Origin of the sequence: Duganella sp. Leaf61 (assembly GCF_001421905.1) — a bacterium.
GTDB classification, from domain to species: Bacteria; Pseudomonadota; Gammaproteobacteria; order Burkholderiales; family Burkholderiaceae_D; genus Rugamonas; species Rugamonas zoogloeoides.
This window is the reverse complement of record NZ_LMLM01000030.1, coordinates 24,365-39,119: the sequence shown is the minus strand read 5'-3', so window position 1 is coordinate 39,119 and position 14,755 is coordinate 24,365. Positions and strand designations below refer to the sequence as shown.

Here is a 14,755-nt window from a genome sequence, read left to right as displayed (position 1 = left end):
TAGTTTGGATAGTTATATCTGAGTGTCGTTTTCGACCTGAGGGTCGTGTTTGAAACTATGGCCCAGCGTCTTGTCCGTAAATTCGAGGAACAGGTTGAGGCGACAGCATTGGGTATTGGCATCGCTGACGGTCAACTGCTTGCCGCTCAGGCTGATCGATGGAATGCTAATCTGATTCAAACCATCTGGCGTGACTTCAAGGCCGCTGAATACGATGTCTTGTCCATAGGTTTCAACAATCTGATAATTGATGACGGTGTCTTTCTGCAATACCATAGGCACGACCGGTTCGCAGCGGACTTCATATCCGGCCTGGTCGCTATTTCGCTTTACCCACACTTGGATATTGATGAAAGGAGTGATTGGATACGCAGTTTTCATTGTGACGCTTTCTTCAGTGGGTGGGTTGAAATGTATTCTAGATAATCAGGTTCACGGTAGGCCATAGCCAGCAAGGCATCTTGGGCGGATTGAGACTCTGCTGGGCTAGCTAGGCAGGCATTGACTTTCACCCAGGGTGACAGGAGTTTGAAGTCGTGGGTATTGGCAATAAGCGGAAGTAATTTCTGGCGTAATGTCCGGCAAGGTGTGTTGTTGCTGCTGCCTTGAAGCACATTAATATCTGCCTTGAGTAAAAGGCTATCGAACCAGACCCCCCGTGTTGCGGGATCAGATGCGCTTTCCGCATTAATAGCACGCAACTTATCATCCGCTAAACTGTTTTCTTGCTCTGCCATTCTGAAGTTGTAATTGCGTAGCATGGCTCTAATCTTGCGCTGGTGAATTAAAATTATTGATGCCTTTAAATTCTTGCTATTGGGCTCCGCAGCGATTAATCGCTCCAGTCGCATTTGTAAGTCATTCCATCGCCTCAGCGTCTCATCGTTGGAAATTTTGACAGGCGACGTATCGAGTACCCGCATCTCAGATAAATACAACAAGCGCTGCCAGGTTTTATTGCTGGGGTCTCGCTCGTAAGCCTTGAGGTGCAAGTCGTACGCTTGTTTGGCATCATCATAACTTTCGACCATATTGCCTTGGGCCTGCTTTAGCTCGGAGCGCCGAGATTTTGCAGCCGCCAAGCGCTTGACCCATACAGCCGCGCCAGGATCGGCCCGGTTCAATTTTTCCAATAGCTGTAATTGTTGACGTTGCAAGCTGTCTGCCGTATTAAGATTGCCAAGTTGGATTTGCGCACTCGCCTGCCATGAAAGGCTATCGGCAAGATCGGAAATGAGCTGCTTATTTTCAGGGGAGCTTTGCGACGCGCGCGTCTTCAATTGCACGGAGTGGGCAAACTCCAGGGATGCACGTTGTGGGTCTCCGCGTCGCAGTGCCACACTTCCCAAGTTATTACGCGCATACGACTGCTCAATCCAGCCATCCACATCGGAAGGATCGAGGTGAGCCCGCTGGTCGCTATATTCTCGGTACTCTCCAAAATGACGCTGCGCGCCCACCAAGTCTTGGGCATCAAATTGAATTTGCCCCAGCCAGTAAGCGCTTTGGCCGGCACTTTTCAGCACCGCCGGATCGTCACGATGTTTTTCAAGCAACTTGGAAAGAATCGCGCGGCTGGTATTCAGTGATTTGATGGCCGATTCCTTGTCGCTGCGCGCCAGTTGAACCTCGGCGATGATCTGCAGCGACTTCGCGCGCTGCATCAGGTCGGCCTTGCTATCGCCATTGCGCCCGGGCGCTGACAAATACGACAGCGCCCTTGTACTCACCGTATCGAGCAAATCGAGCTTACCCAACGGTCTTAATTTCTCGACAAACTCCCCCAGCATGAACCCCATCAGCCCCTCAGCCTCGGTCCGGTGCGCTTCGGCCTCCACCTGCGCCGACCGCGCCTTTAATCCCATCGCCGCTGCCAGCAGCACCAGGCAACTCATCAGCACCATCACGCCGAGGCGCAAGCGCTCCGCCCGCCGTGCACCTGCCAGCGACGAGTCGATAAAACTGCGTTCCTCCGGCGCAAACCTGAAGACTCCCGCCTTGACCAGCTCGCGCGCCTGGTTCGCCTGCGTGCCCGATGGCAGCAACATATCGCGTTTGCGGCCGCTGTCCTGCCAGCGCCGCGCCTGGGCGCTGATGCGGCTGTGGGTTTGCAGCGACTGTCGGTGTTCTTCCACCCATGCCACCACGCGCGGCCAGCGCCGCAGCAAGGCTTCGTGGGCGATGCCGAAGGCCGGGGCGCCGCCGTGCAGGTCGCTCACGAACAGGTGGGCGTCCACCAGCGCTTGCACCAGTTTGGTTTCGTCGTCGTTCGAGACATCGGACCACGGCACGCGGCGCGAGGTGACCGTGGTGTCGTCTTCGGCCACCAGCACCAGGCGCGAGAGCAGTTGCGGCAGGGCGGCGATTTGTGCCGGGCCCAGGCTGGAAATGACTTGCTCGGCGCGGGCGCCGATGGCGCCTTCCAGGCCGCCCATGGCGTGGAAGGCGGCGTGGGTCAGCTCGCCATTGTCTGTGCGCTGGCGGTAAAGTTCTTGCAGGCAGTATTGCAACAAGGGCAGGGTGTCGGGGCCGGACCGGGCGGCGCTGCACAGCACGTCGTCAAGCGCCTCGCCTTGTTCGTCCACCGTGTAGCGCAGTTGCGCAGCCTGGGCCGGGTGACGGACGATCTGGGTGATGTCGGCGCTGCCTGGTGGCGCCAGGTCGAAGTGGCCGCCGCGCAGTTTGACATTCATCAGCGCCGAATAGGCGGTCAACTGCGGATAAAAATCGTTGCGGCAGGCCAGGATCAGCAGCAGGCAGCCGGAGCGCGCCAGCTGGTCCAGTACGTCGATGAAGACTTCGCGTTCTTGCGCGGTCACGTGCGGCAGGCGGAAGATGGCTTCGAAGCGGTCGATGAACAACACCAGCCGCAAGCTCGGCAGCGCGGCCTGCAAATGGGCGATCAGCCCCGGCAAATCCTGCGCCAAGTAGTTTGCCAGCGCGGCGGCGCTGGTGTTTTCGAACAATTGGCGGCCGTCGATCTCGGCGTCGAGCAGGGTGCTGGCCAGGGTTTCCAGCAGGCCGGACTGGCCCATGTCGGCGCAGTCGATCTGCACATGGTCGGTAATGGCAACGCCCGCTTCGGCCGGGGCGGCGCCGGCTTTCAGAGCGGGAATCAGGCCAGCCTGGATCAGCGAGGTCTTGCCGGCGCCGGACGGTCCCAGCACCAGCACCATCGCACAGGCGGCCTGGACCTGGTCCACCACGACCTGCACCAGGCGGTCGACGCTGAGCTTGCGGCCGTAGAAAATCGCCGCGTGCTGTTCCTCGAATGCTTCCAGGCCACGGAACGGCGAGGCATGGGTCCAGCTGCCCTGGCTGACGTCGTCTTCATAGCTGAGCTCGGCAACCAGGCGGTAGCCGCGCTTGCGGATGGTCTCGATATAGCGTGGCTCGGAGGCCGAATCGTCAAGCGCCCGGCGCAGCTGGGTGATGATTTTATGCACCGCGTTGTCGCTTGCCGGGGAGTCGCCCCAACAGGCGTCGAGCAGGGTCTCGGCCGAGATCACCGTGTGCGGATGCCGCGCCAAATGTAACAAAACATCCATCGCGCGCGGCTCGATCTGCCGGCTCAGTTCACCGGAGTTGAGCGTATTGGTGGCGGGATCGACACGCCATTGACCAAAACGGAAGCTCTTATGGTTCAAACTAACCTTCTAGGAAAGAAATAAAACTCCAATTAATCAAAGACTTATGCCAGGGAAGGTTTCCAGAAGGCGGTTTTGATGCTGTCCGGGTAAAGTTCTTTCATCGCTGCATCATTTTTGAGAATATAACATTAAGCTGGAGAAACTATTAAACATTCTTCTTCCACTGTTGCGTTAAGTGTGACATCGGCGCGCCGCGCGCCGTTTGCCGCCTGCGCGCCGCACGCCAACGATGTGCGTGCCGAACTGCACCGGATCGCGGTCAGCCGCACGTTCGCCTACGCCGGTTCCAGCTACCAGTTGCTCGACTACCTGGTGCGTCACCGCGACGAGCAGCTGTACAACGCTTACTCGATCGGGGTCGAGGTATTCGGCCGCTCAGTCACTGACTTCGATCCCGCCGACGACCCCGTGGTCGGGCTGCAACTGGTGCGCCTGCGCAGCAAGCTCGCCCAGTACTACGTCGGCGAGGGACGCGGCAATCCGTTGCGGATCCGCGTGCCGGTACACGGCTACCGGGTGCGCATCGAGCGGGTCGAGCCGGCGGCACTGCCTGGTCCGATGCCACGCCTGCGGTCGGTTCCCGCGCCTTCATCCACCATTCCTACTGGAGCACCCATGGTTGTCCTCACCGGCGTGAAAGCCGCTTTCGAACTGACGCAGCACGCGATATCAATCAAGCAACAGGGGATCGATTTTGCCATTCGCTACTACAGCCATAGCGCGAGCAAGAATTTGTCGATGGCCGAAGCGCGGGCGCTGACCGATGCCGGCATCCACATCGGCGTGGTGTGGGAGACCATCGGCGCCCACCTGCATTCGTTCAGCCGGGCACAGGGCATGGCCGATGGCGCATCAGCGTATTTGATGGCGCAGTCGGGCATCACCCAGCCGTCGGGCTCGGCCATCTATTTCGAGGTGGATTGCAATCCCAACTCGGACGATATCGCCGGTCCGATCACGCGCTATTTCGAAGGTATCAACCAGGCGTTCAAGGCGGCACGGCCGGGCGAGCCGGTGTACCAGGTCGGGGTGTACGGCTCGGCTGCGTGTTGCGAGGCCATGGTCAGTGCCGGCCTGGCGACGCTGAGCTGGCTGGCGCCGGCGCCGGACAAGACCCAGCCGGCGCCCGATGCGTCGAAGTTCGAGTCGTTCAACCTCAAGCAACTGGCGCCCGCAGTGCTGCCGGTTGACGACGGCCGCCGCATCCACGTCGAGCTGGCGCGCAGCAACGAGGGTTTTCCTACCGGCTTTTTCCAGATTCTTTAATTAAAAACCTAGGCCTGCATGTCGATGACGTCGAACGGCGACTGGGTGGAGGAGAGGAACGCCATCACGCTGCGGGCGCGTTCGCCGATGTCGTCGTGGCGGGTGCTGGCCACCTGGGCGCGCAGGCCGGGGATCACCTCGGTGATGTGGGCGCTGTCGTAGGCGTGTACCAGTTGCACGGCCAGTTCGGTGGCGCGGCCGCGGTTGTGGCGCATGCGTTCTTCCAGCACCGCCAGCAGCGCGCGCTGCATGCGCGGCGTGGGATTGTCGATCTGGCCGAACACCAGCGGCGTGTTGGTAATCGCTTCGCACAGCCGGTGCTCGATTGCGTCGGGTTTGACGTAGGAGGCGATGTCGAAGTAGGCGGCGTTCCAGCGCGTGCGCTCGTACGGATGGCCGGGCGGGAAGGACGATACGGTTTCAAAACCGAGCATGTAGCTCAGCTTGCGCAGCCATTTCAGGAATAAGGGATTCATCCGCGTATTTTATCCCGAGACGGACATTTTCAATGCTGGGCGGTCCTGGAAAACACGTTCATCACCACCACGCCGGCCACGATCAGCCCCATGCCCAGCAGCGCGGGCATATCGAGCTTCTGTCCGAACACCAGCCAGCCCACCAGCGCGATCAGCACAATGCCCACGCCCGACCACACCGCGTAGGCGATGCCGATCGGGATGGTGCGCAGGGTGAGCGAAAGAAAATAGAAGGCGATGCCGTAGCCGGCCACCACCAGCAGCGATGGCATCAACCGGGTGAATCCCGCGCTGGACTTGAGGGCCGAGGTGGCGATGGTTTCCGAAACGATGGCGATGGCAAGGAAAAGCCAGTTCTTCATGAGGTGCTCCCGAGGTTGTTGCCGCATTATGCACGGCGCCCCGGGAGCGCACCAGACTGTTCAGAACCGGCAAACTGTGCGCACACGCCGTGCATTGCCCATCAAACGTGTGCTTCTTCGCCCAGCTTACCGCCCCGGAAGTCTTCAACCGCCTGGAACACCTCGGCTTGCGTGTTCATCACGAACGGGCCGTATTGGGCGATCGGCTCGTTCAGCGGTTTGCCGGCCACCAGGATCAGACGGCTCGCTTCCAGCGCGTGGACGTTGATGCCGTCCGCGCCCTCGGTGTTGGCCAGGATCGCCATGCGGCCGGCCGCCACGTCCTTGTCGCCCAACCGCACCGCGCCGCGATAGGCGAACACGAATGCGTTATGCCCGGCGGGCAGCACCTGGCTGAACGACGCGCCGGCCGGTATCTCGACGTCGAGATAAATCGGTTCGGTCACCTCGCGCTGCACCGCGCCCGCCACGCCATGGCTGCTGCCGGCGATGACCTTGACGCTGACGCCGGCGGCGGTGACAAAGCGCGGCAGCTCGTCGCCGTTGAAGTCGCGGTACCACGGGTCGCGCAGCTTGTCCCTGGCCGGCAAATTGAGCCACAACTGGAAGCCTTCCATCCGGCCTTCCTGCTGCTCGGGCATCTCGGAGTGGATCACGCCACGGCCCGCGGTCATCCATTGCACGCCGCCGTTGGTGAGCAGCCCCTCGTTGCCGGCGCTGTCCTTGTGGCGCATGCGGCCTTCCAGCATATAGGTCACGGTCTCGAAGCCCCGGTGCGGATGGCTGGGGAAGCCGGCGATGTAGTCGTTGGCTTCGCCGCTGGCGAAATTGTCGAGCATCAGGAACGGATCGAGCCGGCGTTGCAGCGGCTGCGTGACCACGCGGTTGATCTTCACGCCAGCGCCATCCATCACGGACTGGCCGGCCAGCACGCGTTCCACGCCGCGTTCGCGGTTGACGGTATCACTTGCTACGTTGTTCATGGCGCTGCTCCTTTTAACGTTGATGACAAAGTCGATTACACCAGCACGGCGTTGATGTCGGCGTCGGCCTGCGCCTGCGCTTTTGCTACGGCTTCGGGACCCATGCCCAGGCCTTCCGCGTACACGAACTGCACATCGGTCATGCCCAGGAAGGACAGGAACATTTTCAGGTGCGGCAGCTGGGTGTCGCTCGGACCATCGCGGTGCAAACCGCCACGGGCGATCGCGACATACACTTTTTTACCGGTGACCAGGCCGATCGGACCGGTGGCGCCGTATTTGAACGTCACGCCGGCGCGGGCAATCGCGTCGAACCAGGCTTTCAGCTGCACCGTGATGCCGAAGTTGTACATCGGCGAACCGATCACGATGGCGTCTGCCGCCTGCACCTGGGCGATCAGGGCGTCGTCAAGCGCCACGCGGGCGGCTTGTTCCGTGGTGCGCTGGTCGGCCGGAGTGAACAGCGCTTGCAGTGCGGCTTCGTCCAGCAACGGGTGTGGCGTGGCGGCCAGGTCGCGGCGCGCCACGGTAGCGCCGGGATTGGCGGCCTGCAGCCTGGCGACGATGGCGTCGGCCAGACGGGTCGATTCGGAACCGGTGCTGCGGGCGCTGGAGTTGATTTGCAAGATGTTCATGGTGGGGCTCCTGTAATGGTTGTGCACTGCGGGTTGTGTGCTGCGATGGAGTTACTTTAATCGTTTCAAAACCAATGCGGAATCCCTTAAAATGGATAACATTCATCCACCAATGGAACAATCATCATGGATATCGATCCCGCCGACCTGCTGCTGTTCGCCCGCATCGTCGAATGCGGCAGTTTCAGCCTGGCTGCCGAGCGCGTGCAGTTGCCCAAGTCCACCGTCTCGCGCCGCATTTCGTTATTGGAGGCGCACCTGGGCGAGCGACTGCTCCAGCGCACCACGCGCAAGCTGATGCTCACCGAGTTCGGTTCGAGCCTGCTGGAGCACGCGCGCCGCGTGGCCGACGAAACCGAAGCGGCGGGCGCGCTGGCGCAGCACCGGCAGGGCGCGCCGGGCGGCTTGCTGCGGGTATCGATGCCGGCCGATTTCGCCAACCTGGCGCTGAGCGAAATGCTGGCGACCTTCCTGCAAAAATATCCGGCGATCTCGCTGGAGCTGGATTTGTCGCCGCGCCGGGTAGACCTGGTGGCGGAGAACTACGACCTGGCGATCCGCATGGGCGACCTGCCGGACGACGCCACGCTGGCTGCGCGCCGCATCCTGGGCAGTTCGCTGGCGCTGTACGCGGCGCCCGGGTACGCCAGCGTGCGCGGCCTGCCCGAGCATCCCGACGACCTGTTTCGCCACGACATATTGAGCTTGCCGCCACGCTTGAACGGCCTGGTACGCTGGACGCTGGAACGCGGCAAGGTACGCTGGGAGCGCGAGTTGCCGGTGCGGGTGCTGGCCAATTCGCCGGAGCTGGTGGTGCGCATGGCCAGCGTCGGTATCGGCATTGGCGCTTCCACCGAGCCGATTGCACGGCCGTACGTGGAGAAGGGCGCGCTGGTGCGGGTGCTGCCCGAGTGGTCGTTCCCGCAGGTGACCGCGTGGGCCGTGTTCCCGGGGCGGCGGCTGATGCCCGCGAAGACCCGGGTATTCATCGATGCGCTGGAAGCTACCTTAGGTTCCTAGTCGTCGGTGGCAGTAAAAGCCAGGCGCGCGAAGCTTGCCACGCAGGCTACGCCGGCAAATGCTGCGCCCAGCATCAGCGCGTAGCGGGTGCCGTTGGTAGCCGAGATGGTGAAGCAGTAGGCCACCAGCGCCGCGCCGGTGGCCTGGCCGGTCAGGCGCGACGTGGCGACGATGCCGCTGGCGCTGCCCGCGCGCGATTTGGGTGCGCTGCCCATGATCGCTTTCAGGTTCGGCGCCTGGAAGAAGCCGAAGCCGATGCCGCACCACGCCATGCGCCAGCCGATGTCGAACGCGGTCGGCGCTGGCGGCAACAGCAGCATCGCCACCAGGCCCGAAGACAGCAGCGCCAGGCCGATCCCGCCCAATACTCCGGGCGAATATTTGTCGCTCAGGCGCCCGGCGATCGGCGCCATCACCGCCACCAGCACCGCCCACGGCGTCATCAAGAATCCGGTCTCGATCGGCGAGCGGCCCAGCGTATGCTCGAAGAAGAATGGCAGCGACACGAACGCCAGCCCCTGCGCGGCAAACGTGCACATGGCGGTGAGCGACGACAGCGCGAACAACGGCCGGCGGAACAGGTCCACCGGCAGCATCGGCGCCGCATGGCCGGCCTGGCGCCGCAGCAGCAGCACAAAAAACAGCACCGTCAGCGCGATCTCCGGCACCAGCGTATGCCAGTCCTGCAAGTGCGCGCCTTCGCCAAACGCCAGGATCAGGAGGCCGAAGGCGAACATGTTATACACGACAGTGAGCACGTCGATCTTGTGGCCCGCCAGCGCGGTGGCCGGCAGCGCGCGGCGCGCCATGAAAATCGCCACGAGCCCCAGCGGCACGTTGATGGCGAACAGCCAGGGCCACGAGGCCACGGCCAGGATCAGCGACGCGGCAGTGGGGCCGATGGCAAACGACGTGGCCACCACCAGCGAATTGAAACCGAACCCGCGCCCGGCCAGCTTGGCCGGATAGATCGCCCGCAGCAGCGCGGTATTCACTCCCATCAGCGCCGCGCCGCCCACGCCCTGGAACAGCCGGGCGGCGACCAGAGACGGCAGCGACCACGCAAGCGCGCAGGCCAGCGACGCCAGGGTGAACAAGGCCATGCCGAAGATGGCCACCTTGCGGTAGCCGATCACTTCACCGAGCGCGGCGAACGGCAGCAGGGTGGCGACCATCGCCAGCTGATAGACATTGATAATCCAGACCGAGGCGGCCGGGGTGGCGTTCAACTGTTCGGCAATGGCCGGCAGCGCGGTGTTGGCGATTGCCGTGTCGAGCGAGGCCATGCCCACGCCGATGGCGACCGACAGCATGGCCCAGCGCCGCGCATCGGGCGGCAGGCCGTCGCGGTCGGCCAGGGAGGTGGTGGTCATACGAATCCGATGCTTGGGTGACTGAGCCTGCCATTGTCGCAAAAAAGCGGCGGCCTTGCAGGCGGCGGCCTCAGTCTGCAGCAGCAGCGGTGGATGAGGCCTGCAAATCGGTGCACGCCTGGTCCAGCGCCGCTTCCACCTCCACCAGCATGCGCGCCACGTGGTCGATGCGGCCGGCGTTCGCTTCCGCTTCGAGTTCCGCGCACAGCGCGTGCAGGTGGTTGGAACTGAGGTAGCCGGCGCTGCCCTTCAGGGCGTGGATGGCGGCGGCTGCCGCTTGCGCATTGCCGGCGCTGACCGCCGCGCGCGCGGTGCGCAGGCGGCGCGGCGCTTCGTCGAGGAAGGCGTCGGTGATGCGCTGCAAATGCTTGTGCGACAGGCCGGCCAGCGGCATGATCTGCACCGCCTTGCCGGCACCGGTATCTTCAGCGCAGGCCGCCGGCGCCACGCCGAACTGGGCGTCGAGGTCCGCATGGCACGCGGACGGCAGCTGCGCCGGATCGACCGCACGCAACGGACGTCCACGGGCCAGGTGCAGGGCAATGATCTTTTCGATCTGGTCGTAGAGCAGGCGTTCATCGACCGGCTTGCTGAGGAAGCCGTCCATGCCCACGCCGAGGTAGCGCGCGCGGTCATGGTCGCTGGCGTTGGCGGTGAGGGCGATGATCGGAATGCTGGCATCGCGCATGCGGTAGTCCTCGTTGCCGCCGGCGCGGATCAGGCGCGTGGCCTGTTCGCCGTCCATCATCGGCATGCGCCCGTCCATCAGCACCAGGTCGTAGTCCGATTCGGCCAGTGCATGCAGCGCCTGCAGGCCGTTTTCCACGATACGGATGTCGTGGCCCATGTTCTCGAGCAGCGTGCTGACGATGATCTGGTTGGTGCGCACGTCCTCGGCGCACAGGATGCGCAGTCGGTAGGCGTGGTACTCGCGGTGCGGCCCCGTGTCCGGGCCGGCCAGCGGCGCGGCGCCCACCGCCAGCGGCAGGGTAAAGCTGAAGGTCGAGCCCACGCCCACCCGGCTTTCGGCGGCGATGGCGCCATCCATCAGCTCCACCAGCTCCTTGCAGATGGCCAGTCCCAGGCCGGTGCCGCCGTAGCGGCGCGTGGTGGAATGGTCGGCCTGTTCGAATTTCTGGAACAGGCGCGGCAGGGTGTCGGGCGGGATACCCGGACCGGTGTCGATGATCTCGAAGCTGACGCTGGTGAGACCGGCGACCGGATCGAGCGCGGAAGCATGCAGCCGCACTTCGCCGCGGTCGGTGAACTTGATGGCGTTGCCGAGCAAATTGAGCAGGATCTGGCGCAGGCGGGTGGGATCGCCGCGCACGAAGCGCGGCAGGTCCGGCGCCAGTTCGCAGCGCAGCAGCAGGCTCTTGGCGTCGGCCTGGCCTTGCAGGATGCCGATGGCGTCGTCGATCAGCGCGATCAGGTCGAAGTCCACGGTTTCGATCGACAGGCGGCCGGCGTCGATCTTGGAAAAGTCGAGGATGTCGTTGAGGATGGCCAGCAGCGACTCGCTGTTTTGCAGGCCGATGCGCAGGTATTCCTCGGTCCGGCCGCGCACCGACTGGTCGCGCATGGCAAACTTGATCATGCCGATCACGCCGGCCAGCGGGGTGCGGATGTCGTGGCTCATGGCCGACAGAAAATCGATGCGGTGGCGGCTCACCACCTCGGCGTGTTCCTTGGCCTCGGTCAGTTCGGCCGTGCGCTCCTGCACGCGTTGTTCCAAGGTGTTGCGCAGCAGGCGAATCTGATCGGCCAGCGCAAACGCCAGCAGCACGCCATCGAGCGTGCCGCCCAATAGCGTGAAGAGCTGGGCGTTGGTCACCAGCGCCGGGATCAGGCCCACGTTGGCCGGCAGGATCACCAAACTCGGTAACAGCAGCGCCAGGAAACCGAGCACGAAGAAACGCGCCGGCTGATAGCCCCGGCGCCACACCACGATGCCGGTCACCAGCGCCATCGACACCCAGATCGCGATGACGACGGTGGCGATGGTGTGGGCGTAGCTGAGCGCCAAAAAGCACGAGGGCAGCGTCAGCAAGGGCAGCACGATGTTGACGCGGCTGAGCAGGAACAGACGCGGCGCGGTCTCGCGCAGGCGCAGGAAGCTGGTGTAGAACAGGGTGCTGATCACCGGCAGCAGGAAGAACGGCACGTAATGCCAGTGCAGGTCGTGCCAGTCGAACATGTCGGCCGACAGGTGGAAGGTCATGCCCCAGGCTACCGCGTAGCACAGCACGTACAGCGAGTAGTACAGCGACGAGCGGTCGCGCGTGATCGAGTAGATGAAGAAATTGAACACCGTGAGCGCCAGCAGCGCGCCGATGGAGCCGATGATCATGACGTTTTCGCGCGCCACCAGGCGCTGGTATTCGCTGCGCGGCAGCGCGGTAAACATCGGCGTGCGCGCGTAATAGGGGCTGGAGAAGCGGATCAGCACCGGGTAGCTTTTGCCCGGTTCGAGCTGCACATCCTTGCCGTAGTGGAGCAGGTAATCGTGCGGCTGGCGATAGCCGGTTGTCAAAAGCCGCACCGTGCCGTCGGGCTGGTACAGGTAGATGTCGACCACGTCGATCAGGGTGTCGTTGGGATCGATGACCCAGTCGGTCAGCACGCCGTCGTTGCGCAGTTCGGCCACCAGCCAGTAGCCGCCACCCAGCAAATCCACCTTGTCCGCAGGCCGCAGGCCGGCCACCAGCGCCGGCAGCGCACCGGCACTGGCCGGCGCCAGTTCGCCTTCGTCCAGGTAGAGCTTACCGGTGCGAGCGATATCGATGCCGGCGTGGGTGAGACCAATTTGCGGCAACGCCGACGCCTGCGCGCGCGTCGGACCGGCAATGCACAGCGCGGCCAGCAGCAGCGCCAAGATGCGTAACAATAGCAGCGGCGACGACAGGTGGCGGGGGACTTGGCCCGCAAAGGCGCTCAGCGCGTGGTACATCGTGCAAGCTTTGGTTATTGATATGTAGGAATGTCGGCCGCCGTTGCGGAGGCAGGAATTCGGTCATTTTATACGAGAACATGTTGTTTTCAGAAAATATGATGTAGTTGTGACATACCCATGCGACAGCTATCATCATGGGTTCCAGCCTTTATCGAGCCTTCACATGTTAATTTCGCCAGAACAGTTCATCGGTTTTCTCAGTGCTGCCTTGCTGATTACGATCTCGCCCGGCCCGGACAACCTGATGGTGCTCAGCGTGGGCGTCTCGCGCGGCCGCCGCCAGGGCATGGTGTTCGGCATCGGCTGCGCGCTGGGCTGCCTGAGTCACACGGTGCTGGCCGCACTAGGCGTGAGCGCGCTGATCGCCGCTTCCCCTACGGCGTTTGCCGCATTGAAGATCATCGGCGGCGCTTACCTGGTGTGGCTCGGCATCGGCGCGCTGCGCAGCCGTGGCGGAGCGCGCGTGGCGCAAGCCGGCTTGCCCGACCAAAGCCTGGGGCGGCTGTTTGCCAAGGGGTTGTTCGCCAATGCCATCAATCCCAAGGTGGTGCTGTTCTTCCTGTCGTTTTTGCCGCAGTTCGTGGTGGCCGACCGCGGCGATGCCAGCTGGCAGACCGCGCAACTGGGCTTGCTGTTCACGGCGCAGGCGGTGGTGCTGTTTTCGCTGCTCGGCTATTTTTCCGGCGCGGTGGGGGCGTGGATCAATCGCCACCCCGGCGCCGGCATGTGGATGGACCGGGTGGCGGGGGCGGTATTCGTGGGCCTGGGATTAAAACTGATTATTTCGAGATAGCGCGTGTTGATGTCATCACGCCGTCATGTTGAGGGGAGATACTGCACTTGCTCTTTCAAGTCTCTCCCGATTTGAAACCTTTCCGCCCGCGCCGTATGTGCCGCGGGCTTTTTTTTATCGCGCCATTATTTCGCCACCAACGTGAAGCGCAGCTCCATCCGGTCCTCCACCGCCATGGCGCCGCCCATCACCGAGAACGGCACCAGTCCGAAATCGGTCTGCTTCAGATCGACCGTGCCGCTCACCGTCAGGGTATTGCTCTCGCGGGCGAACACCACCGGAATCTGGTAAGTGCGGGTGACACCGTGCAGGGTAATGGCCACGCGCAGCGGCTGGTCGTCGGCAATCCGTTCGGCGCGCACGGTGACCAGCGGGTAGCGGTCGGCGTCGAGCACCTTGGTCAGCATGTTGGTACGGGTGCCGGCGACGGCTTCCGGTGACGGCTGTTTTTCCAGGCCCGCGACCTGGCGCAGCGCCGGTTCGTCCACCGTCATCTGGTCGAGGCGGAACTGGAACTGCGCGCGGTTGTCGGTGGGCGTGACGGTGCCGGTGATGGCGCGTGCGGCCACCACGTGGTCGTGGCCCAGCCGCGCCAGCACGCCGCCGCGCCGCACGGTGACGGCGATCAGCGAGTTGGCGCTGTCGATGGCGAGTGCCCCCGCTGCGACAGCGGCTGGCGGCGCCGGCTCAGCGGGTGGCGCCTGCGTGATTGTCGCTGGCGCGGTGGCGGGCGTGGAAGGCGGCAGCGGCGAGCAGGCGGCCAGCGCCACGATGAACGTTGCCGCCAGCAGGTGCGCGCGCAGTGGTGATGTCGATAACATAGTTGTATGCATTGTAGTATCCGTCATTGGCTGGTCATATTGCCCGATTATGATGCGTAGCGCTGGTCCCAGCATCTTCCAGTTGGTCGCCGTGTCCAGGTTGGCACGGGATTTCACGGAACATCGCTCAGCGGGCTTGCCGGTGGCCTGTAACACCGGCACCAATTCAATCATCTCAATGCCCCCCCAACGGCAGGCTTCATGAAGTTTAATGAAGTCCTAAGCCTGTCTTTTCGATTAACTGGCAAAGTAGTACCTGTAGCGCGCGGTTAAACCAAGCGCCCGGCTGCCGGACCTTCATTCCGGCACAAATTCAGTCCAGGCGGCGCAGACCAGCCGCCGGACCACCGGCCATCCCCACGCTTTCGAGCGTTTTGCAACCAGCATCACCTCACGGTGGCGCTGGTTTTTTTTTATGGTGGG

The 14,755-nt window shown here is 63.1% G+C and carries 12 protein-coding genes; 3 read left to right on the top strand and 9 right to left on the bottom strand.

Annotated features, from left to right (window positions below):
- Positions 1-12: 12 nt before the first annotated feature.
- Complete coding sequence (locus tag ASF04_RS20420; protein WP_056146022.1) at positions 13-381, bottom strand: hypothetical protein; 369 nt, start codon at positions 379-381, stop codon at positions 13-15.
- Entirely contained in the window at positions 378-3,647 is a 3,270-nt protein-coding gene (locus tag ASF04_RS20415; RefSeq protein ID WP_056146019.1) for a winged helix-turn-helix domain-containing protein, read from the bottom strand. The genes ASF04_RS20420 and ASF04_RS20415 overlap by 4 nt, the downstream gene beginning before the upstream one ends.
- Before the next feature lie 180 nt (positions 3,648-3,827).
- Between ASF04_RS20415 and ASF04_RS28325 the strand changes: the two genes are divergently transcribed.
- On the top strand, positions 3,828-4,916 hold the full coding sequence (locus ASF04_RS28325) for a DUF1906 domain-containing protein (protein WP_229205143.1): 1,089 nt from the start codon (positions 3,828-3,830) through the stop codon (positions 4,914-4,916).
- An 8-nt stretch (positions 4,917-4,924) separates the two neighbouring features.
- Here the strand turns inward: ASF04_RS28325 and ASF04_RS20405 are convergent, their stop codons facing one another.
- From ASF04_RS20405 to ASF04_RS20390, 4 genes are all read right to left on the bottom strand, one after another.
- Positions 4,925-5,392, bottom strand: coding sequence for a hypothetical protein (locus ASF04_RS20405; RefSeq protein ID WP_056146016.1), 468 nt, complete (start codon positions 5,390-5,392; stop codon positions 4,925-4,927).
- 29 nt (positions 5,393-5,421) lie between these two features.
- Positions 5,422-5,754, bottom strand: coding sequence for a multidrug efflux SMR transporter (locus ASF04_RS20400; RefSeq protein ID WP_056146013.1), 333 nt, complete (start codon positions 5,752-5,754; stop codon positions 5,422-5,424).
- 101 nt (positions 5,755-5,855) lie between these two features.
- Positions 5,856-6,737, bottom strand: coding sequence for a pirin family protein (locus ASF04_RS20395; protein WP_056146010.1), 882 nt, complete (start codon positions 6,735-6,737; stop codon positions 5,856-5,858).
- A 35-nt stretch (positions 6,738-6,772) separates the two neighbouring features.
- Positions 6,773-7,372 carry an FMN-dependent NADH-azoreductase gene (locus ASF04_RS20390; RefSeq protein WP_056146007.1) on the bottom strand — a complete coding sequence of 200 codons (600 nt, stop codon included), beginning with the start codon at positions 7,370-7,372 and terminating at the stop codon, positions 6,773-6,775.
- A gap of 126 nt (positions 7,373-7,498) precedes the next feature.
- Here ASF04_RS20390 and ASF04_RS20385 point away from each other — a divergent pair, with 126 nt between their 5' ends.
- Positions 7,499-8,392 (top strand): LysR family transcriptional regulator, encoded by an 894-nt coding sequence (locus ASF04_RS20385; RefSeq protein ID WP_056146004.1) that lies wholly within the window; start codon positions 7,499-7,501, stop codon positions 8,390-8,392.
- On the opposite strand, the gene ASF04_RS20380 is transcribed toward ASF04_RS20385, so the two are convergent.
- Positions 8,389-9,765, bottom strand: coding sequence for an MFS transporter (locus ASF04_RS20380; protein WP_056145999.1), 1,377 nt, complete (start codon positions 9,763-9,765; stop codon positions 8,389-8,391). The two genes, ASF04_RS20385 and ASF04_RS20380, sit on opposite strands and share 4 nt — an antisense overlap.
- A gap of 70 nt (positions 9,766-9,835) precedes the next feature.
- Positions 9,836-12,715: a hybrid sensor histidine kinase/response regulator gene (locus ASF04_RS20375; RefSeq protein ID WP_082488903.1), complete on the bottom strand. Its 2,880-nt coding sequence runs from the start codon at positions 12,713-12,715 to the stop codon at positions 9,836-9,838.
- 166 nt (positions 12,716-12,881) lie between these two features.
- Here ASF04_RS20375 and ASF04_RS20370 point away from each other — a divergent pair, with 166 nt between their 5' ends.
- On the top strand, positions 12,882-13,511 hold the full coding sequence (locus tag ASF04_RS20370; protein ID WP_056145997.1) for a LysE family translocator: 630 nt from the start codon (positions 12,882-12,884) through the stop codon (positions 13,509-13,511).
- Between the two features lie 125 nt (positions 13,512-13,636).
- Here ASF04_RS20370 and ASF04_RS20365 read toward each other — a convergent pair whose 3' ends face one another.
- On the bottom strand, positions 13,637-14,332 hold the full coding sequence (locus ASF04_RS20365) for a YceI family protein (protein ID WP_056145994.1): 696 nt from the start codon (positions 14,330-14,332) through the stop codon (positions 13,637-13,639).
- Between the last annotated feature and the right edge of the window lie 423 nt (positions 14,333-14,755).

Bases quoted from the DNA above. Each gene is read 5' to 3' on its own strand.
- ASF04_RS20420 (WP_056146022.1), bottom strand. From the start codon at position 381: ATGAAAACTGCGTATCCAATCACTCCTTTCATCAATATCCAAGTGTGG.
- ASF04_RS20405 (WP_056146016.1), bottom strand. From the start codon at position 5,392: ATGAATCCCTTATTCCTGAAATGGCTGCGCAAGCTGAGCTACATGCTC.
- ASF04_RS20400 (WP_056146013.1), bottom strand. From the start codon at position 5,754: ATGAAGAACTGGCTTTTCCTTGCCATCGCCATCGTTTCGGAAACCATC.
- ASF04_RS20395 (WP_056146010.1), bottom strand. From the start codon at position 6,737: ATGAACAACGTAGCAAGTGATACCGTCAACCGCGAACGCGGCGTGGAA.
- ASF04_RS20390 (WP_056146007.1), bottom strand. From the start codon at position 7,372: ATGAACATCTTGCAAATCAACTCCAGCGCCCGCAGCACCGGTTCCGAA.
- ASF04_RS20385 (WP_056146004.1), top strand. From the start codon at position 7,499: ATGGATATCGATCCCGCCGACCTGCTGCTGTTCGCCCGCATCGTCGAA.
- ASF04_RS20380 (WP_056145999.1), bottom strand. From the start codon at position 9,765: ATGACCACCACCTCCCTGGCCGACCGCGACGGCCTGCCGCCCGATGCG.
- ASF04_RS20375 (WP_082488903.1), bottom strand. From the start codon at position 12,715: ATGTACCACGCGCTGAGCGCCTTTGCGGGCCAAGTCCCCCGCCACCTG.
- ASF04_RS20370 (WP_056145997.1), top strand. From the start codon at position 12,882: ATGTTAATTTCGCCAGAACAGTTCATCGGTTTTCTCAGTGCTGCCTTG.
- ASF04_RS20365 (WP_056145994.1), bottom strand. From the start codon at position 14,332: ATGTTATCGACATCACCACTGCGCGCGCACCTGCTGGCGGCAACGTTC.